Genomic DNA, 16,383 nt, shown 5'->3' with positions numbered 1-16,383 from the left:
CTCGATTTTTTCGAATGATATGCACCGTCTGAACTACAAGCACCTTCAATATTTCTACACCGTCGCCGATCTGTCCAGCATTCAGGCCGCAGCGGAGCGACTGAGCATCACACCCCAGACCATCAGCGGTCAACTTAAACTGCTCGAAGAAGACCTGGGTGAAGCGTTATTCCGCAAGGCTGGTCGGGGTCTCGAGCTGACCGACGCAGGCCATGTTGCACTGGAGTACTGCAGAGATATTTTCCGCCTGGGAGACGAGCTTCAGGAAGTCATGCAGCAGGGAGTGTCTTCCCGTCCGGTTGAACTCCGGGTGGGTATCGTTGATGCCTTACCGAAATCCATTACGCACCAGCTGTTAGCACCAGTAATCCGCAATAGCGGAAACATGAAGCTGATCTGCCGCGAAGAGCAGATGACGACACTGCTGGGCGAGCTTGCCGTTCACCGCCTGGATCTGGTTCTGGCAGACAGCCCGATGCCAGCGGGGATGAACATCCGCTGTTTTAACCATGAGCTGGGGCGCAGTCCGATGGCCTGCTTTGCCCGCCCGAACCTGATCGACAAAAACCAGACCTGGCCCCAGCAGCTCGAAGGAGCCCCTGTATTATTGCCTACTGATACATCATCTTCGATGAGAACCAATCTTCTGAGTTGGTTTCAGAGGCGGGGGTTGTCAGTGAGAATTGCAGGCGAATTTGACGATTCAGCCCTGTTAAAAGCCTTTGGTAGTGAAGGCCATGGATTCTTCTTCGCACCTGAATTTATTGCAGAAGAAGTATGTACACGCTACGGCGTCGAAGTCGCGGGAGTCATTCCCGAACTGGAGCAGACCTTTTATGCCATCGTCGCTGAACGCAGGATTACGCACAGTGCGGTAAGAGAGCTGACGGAGCAGGCATCAGATGCGGGCCTGCTCAATAAAAAAAGCAGCCCGTAGGCTGCTTTCTGTTTATTCTTTAGGGTTAGCACATTCGCTTCTGGCTGGATCAAACTTACACCGGATCTTGCGCTGCAAACGCAGCATAGCAGCGTCGTAATAGCCTTCTTCACGTAACTTCAGGCGAACATCGAGATAAATATCCTCAATGTTTTTGAGATCAGCCGCCTTATCTTCCATCCAGAAATTAGACGGAACAATCGACATTTCTTTATCTACCCGCCCTGCGTAGTTTTCAAACTTAAACAGGAAATCTTCACGTAAAATCTGCGCCAGGCCATCCGGGAATTTTTCTACCCGACCAATCAGCTGGATCGTCGATTGCGCGACCGGAGTCTTCAGAATGCCAATATTTCCGCTGATCTGACCGCTCCCCATCACCAGATACGCAATAGCAGGAGACACCATGCCAGACACTTCACCGTCTGCGTAGGTCTGAACGTTAGCCATCATATTGCCCGAAACCGGCACGGCACCAACCTGACGGATCAGCTCCCCCATAGCAGGATCAAGATCCTGGTAGGCAACCTTCTTGCCCTTAAGATCTTTCATACGGCGGGTTTTCTGATCCCCCACAAATGCATACGTACCACCAATCGTGGCCACGCCAAGCACTTTATATTTGCCATTCGACATCCGCGGCGCCATGCGCGGATTAGCCATTACCTGCATCAGCAACTGCAGATGCTGTCGGTCAGGCAAGGCACCTACCGCTTCAATGGTGCCGGCGAAACGGTTGAATTCCATCGCGGCTGCACCACGGATCAGCGCCGCATCGCACTGACTCTCATTGCGCAGAGCTTCAATCAGCTGGTTTTCATCCTGAAAAGTGATCACCGTAAGATCCATGCCGTAATGCAGTGAACGCAGTTTCTGATCATCAACGGTAGAAGAGATGGGGCCCGCTTTGCCCAGTGGATCCCAGACACAAAAGGTTCGCAGGATACGGCCATCGACCATTTCGTCTTTCTGTAGCTTCTTGAGCGCGCGGATACGCTTTTCAAGAGGAAGGTTCGGGTTCATTACCGTCGCTTCAAGCTTTGAGTTCCGGCGAGACTCCAGATCATCAGAGGTACCAGCCGCCCAGGCTGGCGACAGGAACAAAAGGCCAAACAAGCTGGCGAGAAGAATTTTGGCTTTCATTCTGCTTCCTTAATTATTTTTGTATGCCTGTCCGGGACAACTTACACACACCGGTTCGCGCCCCACGATCCCATGGTACCGGACAGCAATGCGGCAGGATACCGCGTAAATTTTTATGTGAAAGGCCTGCATAAGCGAATGTCGCGGATTGATACATTTTTTTATTGTTATGGCTCTGCAGCTGCAGAAATCCACCCGTCGGTGGCGGGTTATCACCCCCGCCTGAAATCAGTGTTATTGAGTAAATTGATACCATTGTCATGGCCTGAATTGCAACAGATCTTTGCGGCCTGGCATCAGCGGACACACATGACTGTTTTAAACAGACGTCTGATTCTGGCCCTTATCTCATTCACCAACAACATCTTCGCTGACCCAGCATCCCTGCTCCGACAATCTGGCTGCCAGGTCTGGCAGCAGGACATCCATTTCAGCCTTCAGCGTATAGGGAGGGTTCACCACAATCATTCCGGATGACGTCATGCCACGCCCCTCAGTATCAGGCGACAACCCCAGCTCGAAACGCTGCACCCTGCGGATTCCACTCTGCTGAATCTGCGTGAGCATATCGGAGATGCGAGCACGATCCACCACGGGGTACCAGATCATAAACGTGCCCGTTGCAAAGCGCCGATGGGCCTTCACCAGTGCCTCAACGACAGCCTGATAATCTGTTTTTATTTCATAAGGCGGATCCATCAGAACAACACCACGTCGCGAGGCCGGTGGCATATGTGCCAGCAGACCTGCGAACCCGTCGCTCTGGTCAGTCCGGAAGCGGCGATCGCCAGAAAAGTGGTCGGCCAGAATCGCCGAATCCGAAGGGTGCAGCTCGTACAGGAAGCCCCTGTCCTGCTCCCGCAGAAGCTGACGGGCCACTTCAGGAGACCCCGGATAAAGGTCTTCTCCAAAACGCTCGCATGCGGTGACCACCTGAAGATAATCATCCAGTGCGGAAGGGGCGTTCTTCAGCAGGCGCCCTATTCCATTTTCATATTCCCGGTTCTTACCAGCACTCTCTGATCGCAGAGAATACAGGCCTGCGCCCGAGTGCGTATCAACGTAGGTATAGGGCTTATCTTTGCGCGCCATATAATTCAGCACATGAACCAGCACATGATGTTTCAGTACATCGGCGAAATTTCCCGCATGAAATGCGTGGCGGTAACTCAGCAAGACAGCAACTCCCTATCCGGATACAGGAACAACACGGGGGCCTGCTGGCCCCCGGTGTTTATACAGACTTCACAGTGACCACCCTTAAGGCATGTCATCCACTTCTTCCACTTCAGGTGGCAGCAGATCTTCACGGCTGATGTTGAACATCAGCAACAGATTTGCCGCAATGTAGATGGATGAATAGGTACCCACACCAATACCAATGGTCAGCGCGAGAGCAAAGTTGTGAATGATGTCGCCACCCAGGAAGAAGAGCGCAACCAGCACCAGCAAGGTCGTAATCGAGGTCATCAGGGTGCGCCCCAGCGTCTGGCTGAGTGATTCGTTGATGATCTCTATCGGTCCACCGACCCGGCTGATACGGAAGTTCTCACGGATCCGGTCTGCCACAACGATGGTATCGTTCAGCGAGTAACCAATAACCGCCAGCAGTGCCGCGAGCACATTGAGATCAAACTCCCACTGAAACAGTGCGAACATGCCGATCACGATGATCACGTCGTGGAACAAAGCCAGGACGGCCCCCAGCGAGAATTTCCACTGAAAGCGGAAAGCAACATAAGCCATCACCACGAACAGGGCGATCAGCATGGCAATCCCGCCCTGGTCACGCAGCTCTTCACCAACGCTTGCCCCAACAAACTCGCTGCGCAGAAGAGTCAGCTTGTTATCGGTTGCACTTTCCTGCAGCAGCCCCAGTACTTCGTTGCCCAGATCATCACGGAAGGCTTCAGACATACGGACGAGAATATCTGTCTCAGAACCGAAGTTCTGCACAACAACGTCGCGATAACCCGCATCATCGAGGATCCGCTTCACACCATCCAGAGGCTCAGGAGTTTCATACTCCACCTCAAGCAGCGTACCGCCCGTGAAGTCCAGACCGAAGTTCAGGCCACGAACAGCGATGGATGCCACAGACACCACAATCAGAATTAACGAAAGCGCACTCGCGACATGGCGGAAACGCATAAAATCTACAGTTTTCATACTTTTCCTCCGATTGACAGGCTGCTAACACGGCGGCCGCCATAGATCATATTGGTCAACGCTCGTGTCACCATAATCGCTGTGAACATCGACGTCAGAATGCCGAAAGACAGAGTAACAGCGAAGCCCTTAACCGGACCGGTGCCGACGGCAAACAGAATCACGGCAACAATCAGGGTTGTCAGGTTGGCATCAAAGATGGTCAGGAAGGCACGATCATAACCTTCATGAATTGCCTGTTGCGGCGAACGGCCATTCCTCAGCTCTTCTCTGATCCGCGAGAAGATCAGTACATTGGCGTCTACCGCCATACCGACGGTCAGTACGATACCGGCGATACCCGGCAGTGTCAGGGTGGCACCAATGATGGACATTAACGCCACCAGCAGAACGAGGTTAACGGTCAGCGCGATGTTCGCCAGTAACCCGAAGGTGCGGTAGAACACCAGCATGGCAACCAGAACCAGAATCAGGCCCGCAACCACTGAGCGTGCGCCCATTTCGATGTTTTCTTTACCCAGGCTTGGACCAACGGTGCGTTCTTCAACAAAATCCATCGGAGCAGCCAGTGCACCGGAGCGCAGCAGCAGTGCCAGCTCTGAAGCTTCAGCAGCTTCAAGGCCGGTGATACGGAAGCTGGAGCCCAACACAGACTGAATCGTCGCCAGAGAGATGATCGATTTTTCAACAACCTGAACAGTCTTGGCCTGCTCTACCCCGTCCACCATTTCATAGGTCGTGCGAGGCTTACGCTCGACAAACAGTACCGCCATGCGACGCTGTACCGCTTTCTTGGTGACCTGCGTCATCATCGCACCGCCTTTGGCGTCGAGGCTGATGTTGACCTGAGGGAAGCTGTTCTCATCAAAGCCGGAAATAGCGTTTGTTACGCTGTCGCCCGTGGTGATGACTTTCTTCTCAAGGCGCGCGGTACGCCCTTCGTTGTTCCGGAACGGATATTCTTCAGTAGAGAACCGGCTCGCACCAGGTTCGGCCTCAAGGCGGAATTCAAGATTCGCCTGTTTACCCAGAATCTTTTTGGCTTCTGCCGTATCCTGCACACCCGGCAGCTCAACCACAATACGGTTGCGGCCCTGACGCTGGACCAATGGCTCAGCCACACCCAGTTCGTTCACCCGGTTACGCAAGGTCAGGAGGTTCTGTTTTACCGCATAGTCTTCAAAATCGCGGATTTTCTGTTCAGTAATCCGCAGCAGCAGATCAGAGTTACCATCGACATCGGTCTCTTCAGTGATCAGAAACTCATTGTTGTAGGCGCGATTGATAAAGGCACGGGCTTCCGAGCGTTTTTCTTCTTCCCGGAAACTCAAACGTACGGTATCCCCTTCCACAATGATGCGGCGATAGCGGATATCTTCTTCACGCAGACGGTTACGGAAGTCTTCGCGGTAATTGCTGATCCGGCTTTTAACGTACTCTTCCATGTCAACTTCCATCAGGAAGTGCACACCACCACTGAGGTCCAGACCGAGAGTCATAGGGCCAGCACCCAGATTTACGAGCCATTCCGGAGTCGTTGGTGCCAGATTCAGAGCCACAATAAACTCGTCACCCACACGACGCTGAATCACCGCCTTGGCGGGCAGCTGATCGTCAGTTTTCTCAAGGCGCAGCAATGCAGTACTGCCCTTCACTTCCTCGCCAAAATAACCAATGCCAGCACTGTCCAGTGCGGCCCTGACTTCTCTGAGGGTGGATTCTGACATTTCTGCACCAGCCTGCGCCGGTGTCACCTGAATCGCCGGGTCAGGTGGATACAGGTTCGGAGCGGCGTATATAAACGCCATAGCGATCACAACGATGATCAGCAGGTTTTTCCAGAGAGGATATTTATTGAGCATACGACAGCCCTTGTTCCTTCAGATAAAAAAACGGCCTCTGTAAAGAGACCGTCCGGATCAGCGCTGACTTACGCTTTTACTTCTTTGATTGTGCCCTTCGGCAGAACCGCAGTCACGGCGACTTTCTGTACCGGGAACTGAACACCGTCAGCAACTTCGATGACAACAAACTCATCCGTTACTTTGATGACTTTACCGAGCATACCGCCCGCGGTGACGACTTCATCGTTCTTTGCCAGGGCTGCGATCAGGTTTTTGTGTTCTTTCTGACGCTTGGACTGTGGACGCCACAGCAGGAAGTAGAAAATCAGCAGGAAACCACCCAGGAAAATCAGCTGACCAGTTGCCCCCATAGGATCTCCACTCACAGGTGCACCTTCAGCAAGAGCCAGAGAAGGAGTGGCAGCAGCCATCAGGGTCAGTAATGCTTTCATTTATTGTGTCTCCCAATGTCGGGCAACGCCCGTCTTTAATAGTAAAAAGTTAATCGTTTTCCGGTGCATCCAGCGGCGGAGTCGTGCGTCCGCGGCGGGCATAGAAGTCGTCGACGAAAGCGGCAAATGTACCTTCTTCCAGAGCACGGCGCAAACCAGCCATCAAGGTCTGGTAGTAGTGCAGATTGTGAATGGTGTTCAGTGACGCCCCCAGCATTTCCCCACATTTATCAAGGTGATGCAGGTACGCGCGGCTGTAATTCTTACAGGTATAACAATCGCAATACGAATCAATTGGCCCGGTATCAGTCTTATTGGCGGCATTCCGCAGTTTTACAACCCCAGAGTGTGTAAAAAGATGGCCGTTGCGTGCGTTGCGGGTTGGCATGACGCAGTCGAACATATCCACACCTCTACGCACTCCTTCCACCAGATCCTCTGGTTTACCAACACCCATCAGGTAGCGTGGCTTATCCTGAGGCATTCTCGGCGCGGTATGACGCAGTACGCGCATCATGTCATCTTTCGGCTCGCCGACACTCAGACCACCAATGGCATAACCATCAAATCCGATGTCGAGGAGCCCCTGCAGGGATTCTTCGCGCAGGTCTTCGTACATTCCGCCCTGTATGATTCCGAACAGCGCCGACGGGTTCTCCCCATGGGCGTTTTTAGAACGCTCTGCCCAACGCAGAGAAAGACGCATTGAATCCGCCGCCTCCTGATGAGTCGCCGGATATGGCGTGCACTCGTCGAAGATCATAACGACGTCTGAGCCCAGGTCACGCTGCACTTCCATGGAGCTTTCGGGGGTCATCAACACTTTGTCGCCGTTAACTGGCGATGCGAACGTCACACCTTCTTCAGTGATTTTGCGCATATCGCCAAGACTGAAGACCTGGAAGCCACCCGAGTCCGTCAGGATTGGTTTGTCCCAACCGATAAAATCATGCAAATCGCCGTGCGCCTTGACGATGTCAGTCCCGGGGCGAAGCATCAGATGGAAGGTATTCCCGAGAATAATATGGGCTCCCAGTGCTTCGATCTGCTCTGGATTCAGCCCCTTAACTGAGCCATAAGTTCCGACAGGCATAAACGCCGGTGTTTCGACCTTGCCACGCGGGAAGGTAATAGTGCCGCGACGGGCAAAGCTCCCGTCCTTATCGGCCTGGTGCAGTTCGAACTGCATAAAACATTCACGGGACATCAGAAGTTCTCCTGTGGTGCAGCACACGGAAGGAACATAGCGTCTCCATAGCTGTAAAAACGATAGTTAGCCTTCACCGCATGATCGTATGCCGCGAGGGTATTATCACGCCCGGCGAACGCTGAGATAAGCATAATCAGGGTGGATTCTGGCAGGTGAAAGTTAGTGACAATCGCGTCCACACTGCGGAAGCGATAACCCGGGTAAATAAAAATCTCACTGTCACCCGCGAACGGAGCAATCTCACCCGACTGACTGGCACTTTCGAGACTGCGCACCGACGTTGTACCAACCGCAACAACCCTCTTCCCTGCTGCGCGGGTCGCATTCACGGCTTCAACGACGTCATCACCGACTTCAATGTACTCTGAGTGCATGACATGCTTGGTCACATCCTCGACTTTCACTGGCTGAAAGGTACCCGCACCGACGTGAAGGGTGACGAATGCAAAGCGCACTCCTTTCTCTTTCAGGCGAGCCATCAGAGGCTCATCAAAGTGCAGCCCTGCGGTAGGTGCAGCAACCGCGCCCGGCTTCTCGGCGTATACCGTCTGGTAGCGCTCTTTATCTTCGTCGGCGTCTTCACGCTCCATATAGGGCGGGAGCGGCATGTGTCCTATGTCGTCGAGGATGTCAAAGACAGAGCGGGAATCATTGAAGCGCAACCGGAAAAGCGCACCTTCACGATCAATAACGTCGACAAGGACGTCTCCCAGACGAATCTGCTGCCCCGGCTTCGGCGAACGCGAACTGCGCAGATGAGCCAATACTTCGTGCTCGCCCGTCACACGCTCGATCAGCGCTTCAAGCTTCCCACCAGAGAGTTTCTCGCCATAGAGTCGCGCAGGTATCACCCGCGTGTTGTTGAACACCAGCAGATCACCGGGGTCCAGCATGGCTTCAATGTCTCTGAAAATATGATCCGACGTGTCACCCGATACCGGATTCAGCACCAGCAGGCGCGATGCGCTGCGCTCAGCTACGGGATAACGCGCAATCTGTTCATCCGGCAGATCAAAAGAAAAATCACTGGTTTTCATAACAGCTAACAGGTCTGACTGATCACAAAAAGATCAGTGTTTGAAAGATGCGCAGAGTTTACGGGAGATACCCTGCTAAGTTAAGGAAATACTTAGAAAAAATTATTGACGCGACAAAAATACTGAGTATCATACGCCGCCACTGACCGATGCTGTTTTGCCAGAGTGGCGAAATTGGTAGACGCAGGGGATTCAAAATCCCCCGCCTTCGGGTGTGCCGGTTCGAGTCCGGCCTCTGGTACCAAGAATTCAGCATTCTACGGAGATCAGGTCAGTAGTTAAGTGCCTTGCACTGACAGACGCCCAGGTGGTGGAATTGGTAGACACGCTGTGTTCAGGTCGCAGTGAGCTTACGCTCGTGGGAGTTCGAGTCTCCCCCTGGGCACCATCCTTCTGAATGAAGATGGTGCAATTCTACGTCAGTCAGCAACAACACTTACACCGCGCCCAGGTGGTGGAATTGGTAGACACGCTGTGTTCAGGTCGCAGTGAGCTTACGCTCGTGGGAGTTCGAGTCTCCCCCTGGGCACCATTAATATCCTATCGTTTTAATGGTGTAGCTTGTAAACGACTCAGGTCGTTACACCCTTTTGCCGAAGTGGTGGAATTGGTAGACACGCTGTGTTCAGGTCGCAGTGGGCTAACGCCCGTGAGAGTTCGAGTCTCTCCTTCGGCACCATCTACTTATACCTCCCTCAGTATCTTCTCTGGCTTCGACTTTCTACGATCTTATGTCTGATCTGCGTTATAACTTTCTGTTGCCTCAAAGTGACTTTTAAGAATCTTTCTCTGCCAGTGTCATGAGACGGGTCAATATTCAGTATTTTTTACGACCATCCTCCTACCCAACTGGCCTGATTGGCTATTCTGTCTGTATATTCGAAGGAGTGTACAGGATGCAGAACCTACCACGTCTTATTGCCATACCCGCGGTATCGGCCGCCATTGGCGGTGCAGCTGCTGCCGCGTTGACGACCACAGTGACGGCCAGCCCTGCAGCCGCCGCAATTGCCACCGCCCTGGGCGCCGGCATATGTGCCGCTGTCGCTACCCAGTTTTTTGTGGTCAAACCGATTGCGCTCTTCATCCGGCAGACTCTGCATTCACTCCGGACTCACCAGCCTGACCTCAGCACTCCGCCCTCCTGGCTGAAAGCCGAGCGCAACGATGTAAATCAGTACCTGGACAAAGTGCATTCAACCCAACAGGAGCTGTCCGCGAATGGCAGTCGTATCGCCATTGCTGCCGCCGAGATGTCGTTTGCCGCCGACCAGCTGAAAAATCGGATCCACGAGGAAGCCAAAGACAGTAATCAGATTGTCTCGAGTACCAGCAGCATCTCAGGCACGATTGAAGAAATGGTGCGCCAGACGCAGTCCGTGGCTAATGCAGCAAACGAAGCCATGTCGATCAATCACAAAGGCTCTGAAGCCATCAACAAGACCATTCCACAGATGGAAGGCACACGGGACCTGGTTAAAAACAACGCAGATATGATCGCGCAGCTGGAAGCAAAATCAGAAGAGATTAAAACCGTCACCAGCATCATCAGCGATATCGCTGAACAGACGAACCTTCTGGCCCTGAACGCAGCGATAGAAGCCGCACGCGCTGGTGAGCAGGGGCGAGGATTTGCCGTCGTTGCGGACGAAGTCCGTGCTCTGGCCGCCAAAACATCGAACGCCACCGAGCAGATTGGCAAGACAGTGGCCGAAATCAATACCGAAATTAAACATGCGGTATCCAACAGTCAGTCCCTGATCTCAACAATCGACCAGGGTGTTCATCTGACGCAGGCGGTGGGTCAGCATCTCTCGGAAATCAACTCCCGCTCTGAAGCCATTCAGACCGAAGTGAATGCACTGGTCGGCAATGTAAACAGTAACAGCGAGTACATACGGGACATTACCTCCATCGTGACTCAGACCAACACCCGCCTGGAAAGCACAGAAAAAGAAGTATCTTCCATCGCAGAGCGCTCCATGGCCCTTTCTGAAACAGCAGAAAAGATTTACGAATCGTTTGGTGAAAGCAGCATGGGAGACCCCCACGATGTGGTGCGCCACGAAGCTGAACAGGCTGCGCAACAGATAGGCGCCATTTTCGAAGAGGCCATCGCCAGTGGGCGCATAAGTCAGTCTGATCTGTTCTCACGCGACTATAAAGAAATTCCCAATACCGTCCCGAAAAAATACAGCACGACGTTCGACACCTTTACCGATCAGGTACTCCCTGCGGTGCAGGAACCAATCCTCGAGCGAAACCCATTTATCGCCTACGCGGGTGCTGTGGACGACAAAGGTTATTTCCCGACCCACAACAAACGCTATTCACAGCCACTCACCGGCAACTACAAAACCGATCTGGTTAATAACCGGACGAAGCGAATATTCACCGACCGGACCGGTTCCCGCTGTGGAAGCAACACCCGTCCATTCCTGCTTCAGACCTATAAAAGAGATACCGGCGAGGTTATGCACGACCTGTCCGTTCCCATCTATGTTAACGGAAAACACTGGGGCGGCTTCAGGGTCGGCTACCAGAGCAAAACCGACGCATAAAAAACGCCCCGGAAAAGGGGCGTTTTTTTTATGCAGGACTAAGCAACCGGATGATGAAGCGTTACCTGGTTGCGTCCATTTTCCTTGGAGGCATACAACGCCTCATCCGAATCCCGGACCCATTGATCCTGACTGCCCTCTGGCGAGGGCACTCCTGCGTTGACACCAATACTGATGGTGACGTGGAGATCGGTTGAAATCCTCTCGAAATTGAGCCCGGCTATCGCCTCACGAATATCCTCCGCAATCTTCATCGCGGACTCTGTTGAAACACCCGGCAGAGTCACAACAAATTCTTCACCACCATAACGCGCAACCAGGTCATCGTTACCGACCTCTTCACGGATAGCACCGGAGACACACCTCAGAATTTCATCGCCCGCCTGATGTCCATAGCGATCGTTTATCTGCTTAAAGTGGTCAATATCAAGCAGAAGCACCGCAAGCTCAGAGCTGTCGTGCACCGCCAGCGCAAATTCCTTCGCCATATGCTCATCGAAGAAGCGACGGTTGCGAACATTAGTAAGCGCATCCGTGGTACTCATTTTTTCCAATTGACGGTTGACGCTCTCTAATTCAAGCGTCCGCTCTTTAACTCGCAATTCGAGAGTCTCTGTCGCCCGCTTCTGAATATCCAGAGCCTTTGCCTGAGCTTCCCGGGCTGCGCGTTCATGTTCCAATGCCTTTTCCTGTGCCAGGCGCGCATTTCTTTCCTGATCCAGTGCTTCAGTCTGAGCACGACGGGCCAATTTCTCATGTTCCAGTGCGCTGATCTGGGCTTCGTAGCGTTCACGCTTTTCCTGATTCAGTCGGTCAGCAAGCGCGAATGACAACAGAATCACTTCCAGTGCCGATCCGATCTGCAGCGAGTTCTCGGTGACAAAGTTTCTGGGAATAATATTGAATTTATTCAACGCCAGAATAATTCCACCGAACAGGAAACTCGTCCACGCAACGGTGTAATAACGGGCTGCAGTAAAGCCCTTGCTCCAGTTCACAATACCCAGATAAATTGCACAGGTCATCGCTACCATCGCGATAACAATCAGCAAGCGGATCAGCGTGTGATACGGCACAAGGTTGCTCAGAAATACAATGCCGACACACGAGGCTATCAGCAACGTTAATAAGCGGTTAAGGATTGGCGCACTGCTCGGTAGCGAGAGAAAGTTTCGCGTGAAAGTACCTGCAAATATGACGACACCCGCAAGTAGCACGACAATGCTCTGATCATTCCATTGCGTCGCTTCCGGCCAGAGATACTGGAAATTGATCCCCTGAAGGCTGCCGAGAAAACCGGCCATACAGCCAACATAAAGTACATAAAACAGATAATTTGCTTCACGAACCGAGAAAAAGACGAACAGATTATAAAACACCATGATCAGCATGATGCCGTAGTACAGCCCCAGTCCGAGCAGCTGATTCTGATCATGCACAAAGAAGCTCCGCTCCTCCCAGAGATTCAGCGGAAATTGCATAGAGCTCGAGGTGTCGACCCGAAAAATCCATTCCTGAGTTTCTCCCGCTTTCAGATCCAGCGGAACGATAAAATGACGATGAGAAATCAGGCGGTTCTGGAAGCGCTGCTTATCGCCCAGACTGATGACGTCCCAGGAATCCTCTGAACCCGAGCGCCGGTACAGCTCAATGTAATCAAGCACGGGATAGGAAATACCAACCAGTCGGTGCTGAGATATGGTCGAAGGGTTCTCTAACTCCAACCGGAACCAGTATACAGAGTCGGTATAACCGAAAGACAGGCCATCGCCAGTGTACGTCCAGTCCATTGCTTCCACATCGGCAATAACCAGATCGCCACCCGCATCTTCAATAAAACCAGTTACTGGGTCCAGGCTAAAACCAGAATCAAGATCAAGAATATTAACCGGCTCATCGTGTGAGGCAGAACCAACGTGATTGGCGTGCGCCATACAGGCCATGCCGGCAAACAGGCACAACATCAGGTAACGGACAAGATCCATCATAATCCCCTGCGTAAATCGTACCTTGAGTGTAGTTCAGGCCTGCGGAAATGCCTGACTTTCGGCGATTCGATGTCAGACCGACATCACAATGTGAATAACTGGCCAGACTCCGGACGGAATCTGGCCGGAACCTTACTCTGGGCGGTGTTCCCGGACAAGATAGTCGTGCGACTGCATTTCCAGCATTCGGGATGTAGTGCGCTGGAATTCAAATTCCAGCTTACCTTTGCCATAGATATCCGGAATCGCTGCCTCCGCGGACATAATGACTTTTACACCGCGGTCGTAAAATTCATCAATCAGGTTAATGAAGCGACGCGCCAGATCATCGTTCTTCAGCCCCATAACAGGCACATCCGAGATAATCACGGCGTGAAACAGCTTACCCATTTCGATGTAGTCGTTCTGTGACCGCGGACCATCGCACAGTGCTTTGAAATCAAACCAGGCAATGTCATCACATACCGCGCGCGCCGGAATGTTGCGACCAAGAATCTCGATACTGGTATTTGTTTCAATGTGCCGGTCGTCTGCAATCAGACTGTCGAAGCTACGCTGAAGACTCTCATTGGCCCCACTATCGAGGGGGAAATGATACAACTCGGCCTGTTCGAGTGTACGCAGGCGATAGTCGACCCCCGAATCAACGTTCACAACTTCTGTGAATTCATTGAGCAGGCGGATGGCTGGCATAAAGCGGGCACGCTGCAGACCGTCTTTATAAAGACCATCCGGAACAATATTGGACGTCGCGACCAGAGTGACCCCACGACCAAAAAGCTCTTCCATCAGACTGCCCAGGATCATGGCATCGCCGATATCAGATACAAAGAACTCATCGAAGCAGATCACCACCGCCTCAGAAGAAATCCGGTCGGCCACAATCTTAAGTGGATTTTTCTCACCGGAAAGCTGAGTAAGATCCTGATGAACCCGCTGCATAAAGCGATGGAAGTGCGTGCGCATCTTACGCTTGATTGGCAAAGCGTCGTAGAAGGTATCGACCAGGTAAGTCTTTCCACGGCCAACCCCGCCCCAGAAGTAAAGACCTCTTTCTGGCACAGGTTTCTTCCTCGAAAAACGGGCACTCAGGCGACTGAGCGCACTCAGTTCCGTGCGACGCTTTTCAGCCGCAAGAAGGTCATCGTACAGTCGCTGAAGATGCTGAACAGCCATCTCCTGCGCTGCATCATAAGAGAAGTCATCACGCTGAAGATCAGCCTGGTACAGTTCCCATGGGGTGGACACGCGCTTTCTCCATCACAGGATTTTCGGGCTGCGAAATGTACAGCGGCCCCCGCAAAAGTGCAAACCTATGCGGCGCAGAATGCCCGACTATCTGATGAAACCCGACAATTCTTCCTTAATACTGTCGCGCAGGTCGCCCAGACGACCATGAAAGAAATGCCCGGTGTCACGGAACGTATGCCAGTGTGGCTGCGGAACTACCCTTTCAACCCAATCGCTGACTTCGTCGAACGGCACGACTTCATCCTCCTCGCCCATCAGAACCCAGGTCTCAAACTCGTATGGAAGGCTGTTCGGAGCATCGAAATGGTGAACCGCCGGCGCAATAAGAATCAGGCCCTGGAGAGACTCAGCCACGTCAGGAGCCGCAAGACAGGCCATACCGGCGCCGAATGAAAATCCTGCCAGAATGACTTTATCCCAACCCAGTTCTTCCTGCGCAAAGCGCACAGCAGCAAGGACATCCTCCACTTCACCGCGGCCGTCATCATGCTGCCCTTCGCTTTCCCCGACACCCCGGAAATTAAAACGCAGCGTGCTCAGACCCAGATCCCGGGCAGCCCGGGTCACGGTAGTGACCACCTTATTATCCATGGTGCCACTGAATAGAGGATGCGGGTGACACATCAGCAGACCACAGGAAGATCCCTGCAGTTGCACGCGGGCCTCCAGTGCGCCGGCCGGCCCGTGAATCACCTGCTTTGTTTCACCAGACATAGGAACCACTCCCCGGGGATGTCATCTACAGAAATTAGTCGAATGTAAGACCATATTGATATAGCCAAATGTTATTGAAACATCCTTTTTATATACCTGCCACCTTGGTATATTGCCGCAAATTTTAATTTGCCGGTTTTACACCTTCCGGGAGCATTCAGGCCGACTATGACCGACTACAACCTTACCCATCTGAAGCAGCTGGAAGCGGAGAGTATTCACATCATCCGCGAAGTGGCTGCCGAGTTCGATAACCCCGTCATGCTTTACTCTATCGGTAAGGACTCTGCGGTTATGCTGCACCTTGCGCGCAAAGCATTCTACCCTGGCAAGCCACCTTTCCCTCTGATGCATGTGGATACAACGTGGAAATTCCGCGAGATGATCGAGTTCCGCGACAAGATGGCGAAAGAAATTGGCATGGAGCTGATCGTCCACACGAACCAGGAAGGTGTTGAACAGGGCATCGGCCCATTCACGCACGGTTCATCGAAGCACACTGACGTGATGAAAACTCAGGCGCTGAAACAGGCCCTCGACAAATACAAGTTCGATGCCGCTTTCGGTGGAGCACGTCGTGACGAAGAGAAATCCCGTGCCAAAGAGCGCGTGTACTCGTTCCGTGACAGCAAGCACCGCTGGGACCCGAAAAATCAGCGTCCTGAACTTTGGAACATCTACAACGGTAAAGTAAACAAGGGCGAAAGCATCCGTGTATTCCCTCTGTCTAACTGGACCGAACTTGATATCTGGCAGTACATCTACCTGGAGAGCATTCCACTGGTACCGCTCTACTTTGCTGACAAGCGCCCTGTGGTTGAGCGCGATGGCATGCTGATTATGGTCGACGATGACCGTATGCCTCTGAAAGAAGGCGAAGTGCCTGAAATGAAATCCGTCCGTTTCCGTACCCTGGGCTGCTACCCGTTGACCGGTGCAGTAGAGTCGGAAGCTGCGACACTGCCTGAAATCATTCAGGAAATGCTCCTGACCACCACATCTGAACGTCAGGGCCGGGCAATTGACCATGATTCCTCCGGCTCAATGGAGAAGAAGAAGCAAGAGGGGTACTTCTGA

13 protein-coding genes and 4 tRNA genes are annotated in these 16,383 nt (G+C 52.7%); 7 read left to right on the top strand and 10 right to left on the bottom strand.

The features are described from left to right. Positions 1 to 19 precede the first annotated feature (19 nt). The gene (locus Q1L85_RS07775) at positions 20 to 937 is read left to right on the top strand and encodes a LysR family transcriptional regulator (protein ID WP_300424786.1); all 918 of its coding nucleotides are present in this window, start codon (positions 20 to 22) and stop codon (positions 935 to 937) included. Between the two features lie 12 nt (positions 938 to 949). Here the strand turns inward: Q1L85_RS07775 and Q1L85_RS07770 are convergent, their stop codons facing one another. From Q1L85_RS07770 to queA, 7 genes are all read right to left on the bottom strand, one after another. Continuing rightward, positions 950 to 2,080 carry a putative solute-binding protein gene (locus tag Q1L85_RS07770; protein ID WP_300424784.1) on the bottom strand — a complete coding sequence of 377 codons (1,131 nt, stop codon included), beginning with the start codon at positions 2,078 to 2,080 and terminating at the stop codon, positions 950 to 952. A gap of 348 nt (positions 2,081 to 2,428) precedes the next feature. Continuing rightward, complete coding sequence (locus tag Q1L85_RS07765) at positions 2,429 to 3,256, bottom strand: 23S rRNA (adenine(2030)-N(6))-methyltransferase RlmJ (RefSeq protein ID WP_300424782.1); 828 nt, start codon at positions 3,254 to 3,256, stop codon at positions 2,429 to 2,431. An 84-nt stretch (positions 3,257 to 3,340) separates the two neighbouring features. Beyond that, entirely contained in the window at positions 3,341 to 4,249 is a 909-nt protein-coding gene (gene secF, locus Q1L85_RS07760) for a protein translocase subunit SecF (RefSeq protein ID WP_300424781.1), read from the bottom strand. Beyond that, a complete protein-coding gene (secD, locus tag Q1L85_RS07755) occupies positions 4,246 to 6,111 on the bottom strand; it encodes a protein translocase subunit SecD (protein ID WP_300424779.1) in 1,866 nt (621 codons plus the stop codon). The genes secF and secD overlap by 4 nt, the downstream gene beginning before the upstream one ends. A gap of 68 nt (positions 6,112 to 6,179) precedes the next feature. Then, positions 6,180 to 6,545: a preprotein translocase subunit YajC gene (yajC, locus tag Q1L85_RS07750; protein ID WP_300424778.1), complete on the bottom strand. Its 366-nt coding sequence runs from the start codon at positions 6,543 to 6,545 to the stop codon at positions 6,180 to 6,182. Positions 6,546 to 6,594: 49 nt separating this feature from the next. Further along, positions 6,595 to 7,752: a tRNA guanosine(34) transglycosylase Tgt gene (gene tgt, locus Q1L85_RS07745; RefSeq protein ID WP_300424777.1), complete on the bottom strand. Its 1,158-nt coding sequence runs from the start codon at positions 7,750 to 7,752 to the stop codon at positions 6,595 to 6,597. Then, the gene (gene queA, locus Q1L85_RS07740; protein ID WP_300424776.1) at positions 7,752 to 8,792 is read right to left on the bottom strand and encodes a tRNA preQ1(34) S-adenosylmethionine ribosyltransferase-isomerase QueA; all 1,041 of its coding nucleotides are present in this window, start codon (positions 8,790 to 8,792) and stop codon (positions 7,752 to 7,754) included. The genes tgt and queA overlap by 1 nt, the downstream gene beginning before the upstream one ends. A gap of 159 nt (positions 8,793 to 8,951) precedes the next feature. On the opposite strand from queA, the gene Q1L85_RS07735 reads away from it, so the two are divergent. The 5 genes from Q1L85_RS07735 (at position 8,952) to Q1L85_RS07715 (ending at position 11,353) form a co-directional block, all read left to right on the top strand. Then, positions 8,952 to 9,036 (top strand) — tRNA-Leu (locus tag Q1L85_RS07735). A gap of 57 nt (positions 9,037 to 9,093) precedes the next feature. Further along, a tRNA-Leu gene (locus Q1L85_RS07730) sits at positions 9,094 to 9,180 on the top strand. A 57-nt stretch (positions 9,181 to 9,237) separates the two neighbouring features. Then, positions 9,238 to 9,324: transfer RNA gene (locus tag Q1L85_RS07725), tRNA-Leu, on the top strand. A gap of 60 nt (positions 9,325 to 9,384) precedes the next feature. Then, positions 9,385 to 9,471, top strand: a tRNA-Leu gene (locus Q1L85_RS07720). Between the two features lie 217 nt (positions 9,472 to 9,688). Continuing rightward, positions 9,689 to 11,353, top strand: a complete 1,665-nt coding sequence (locus Q1L85_RS07715; RefSeq protein ID WP_300432777.1) for a methyl-accepting chemotaxis protein — start codon at positions 9,689 to 9,691, stop codon at positions 11,351 to 11,353. 38 nt (positions 11,354 to 11,391) lie between these two features. On the opposite strand, the gene Q1L85_RS07710 is transcribed toward Q1L85_RS07715, so the two are convergent. From Q1L85_RS07710 to Q1L85_RS07700, 3 genes are all read right to left on the bottom strand, one after another. Then, positions 11,392 to 13,341, bottom strand: a complete 1,950-nt coding sequence (locus Q1L85_RS07710; protein WP_300424773.1) for a 7TM diverse intracellular signaling domain-containing protein — start codon at positions 13,339 to 13,341, stop codon at positions 11,392 to 11,394. A 132-nt stretch (positions 13,342 to 13,473) separates the two neighbouring features. After that, entirely contained in the window at positions 13,474 to 14,589 is a 1,116-nt protein-coding gene (gene zapE, locus Q1L85_RS07705; protein WP_300424772.1) for a cell division protein ZapE, read from the bottom strand. A gap of 87 nt (positions 14,590 to 14,676) precedes the next feature. Continuing rightward, entirely contained in the window at positions 14,677 to 15,306 is a 630-nt protein-coding gene (locus Q1L85_RS07700; RefSeq protein WP_300424771.1) for an alpha/beta hydrolase, read from the bottom strand. Between the two features lie 168 nt (positions 15,307 to 15,474). Between Q1L85_RS07700 and cysD the strand changes: the two genes are divergently transcribed. Beyond that, positions 15,475 to 16,383, top strand: coding sequence for a sulfate adenylyltransferase subunit CysD (gene cysD / locus Q1L85_RS07695; RefSeq protein ID WP_300424770.1), 909 nt, complete (start codon positions 15,475 to 15,477; stop codon positions 16,381 to 16,383).

This window comes from uncultured Thalassolituus sp., assembly GCF_950066645.1.
GTDB lineage: Bacteria > Pseudomonadota > Gammaproteobacteria > Pseudomonadales > Oceanobacteraceae > Thalassolituus.
This window is presented reverse-complemented; position numbering and strand designations above follow the sequence as displayed.

Coding starts and splice junctions, on each gene's coding strand:
- Q1L85_RS07775 (WP_300424786.1), top strand. CDS start 20: ATGCACCGTCTGAACTACAAGCACCTTCAATATTTCTACACCGTCGCC.
- Q1L85_RS07770 (WP_300424784.1), bottom strand. CDS start 2,080: ATGAAAGCCAAAATTCTTCTCGCCAGCTTGTTTGGCCTTTTGTTCCTG.
- secF (WP_300424781.1), bottom strand. CDS start 4,249: ATGAAAACTGTAGATTTTATGCGTTTCCGCCATGTCGCGAGTGCGCTT.
- secD (WP_300424779.1), bottom strand. CDS start 6,111: ATGCTCAATAAATATCCTCTCTGGAAAAACCTGCTGATCATCGTTGTG.
- yajC (WP_300424778.1), bottom strand. CDS start 6,545: ATGAAAGCATTACTGACCCTGATGGCTGCTGCCACTCCTTCTCTGGCT.
- tgt (WP_300424777.1), bottom strand. CDS start 7,752: ATGTCCCGTGAATGTTTTATGCAGTTCGAACTGCACCAGGCCGATAAG.
- queA (WP_300424776.1), bottom strand. CDS start 8,792: ATGAAAACCAGTGATTTTTCTTTTGATCTGCCGGATGAACAGATTGCG.
- Q1L85_RS07715 (WP_300432777.1), top strand. CDS start 9,689: ATGCAGAACCTACCACGTCTTATTGCCATACCCGCGGTATCGGCCGCC.
- Q1L85_RS07710 (WP_300424773.1), bottom strand. CDS start 13,341: ATGATGGATCTTGTCCGTTACCTGATGTTGTGCCTGTTTGCCGGCATG.
- Q1L85_RS07700 (WP_300424771.1), bottom strand. CDS start 15,306: ATGTCTGGTGAAACAAAGCAGGTGATTCACGGGCCGGCCGGCGCACTG.
- cysD (WP_300424770.1), top strand. CDS start 15,475: ATGACCGACTACAACCTTACCCATCTGAAGCAGCTGGAAGCGGAGAGT.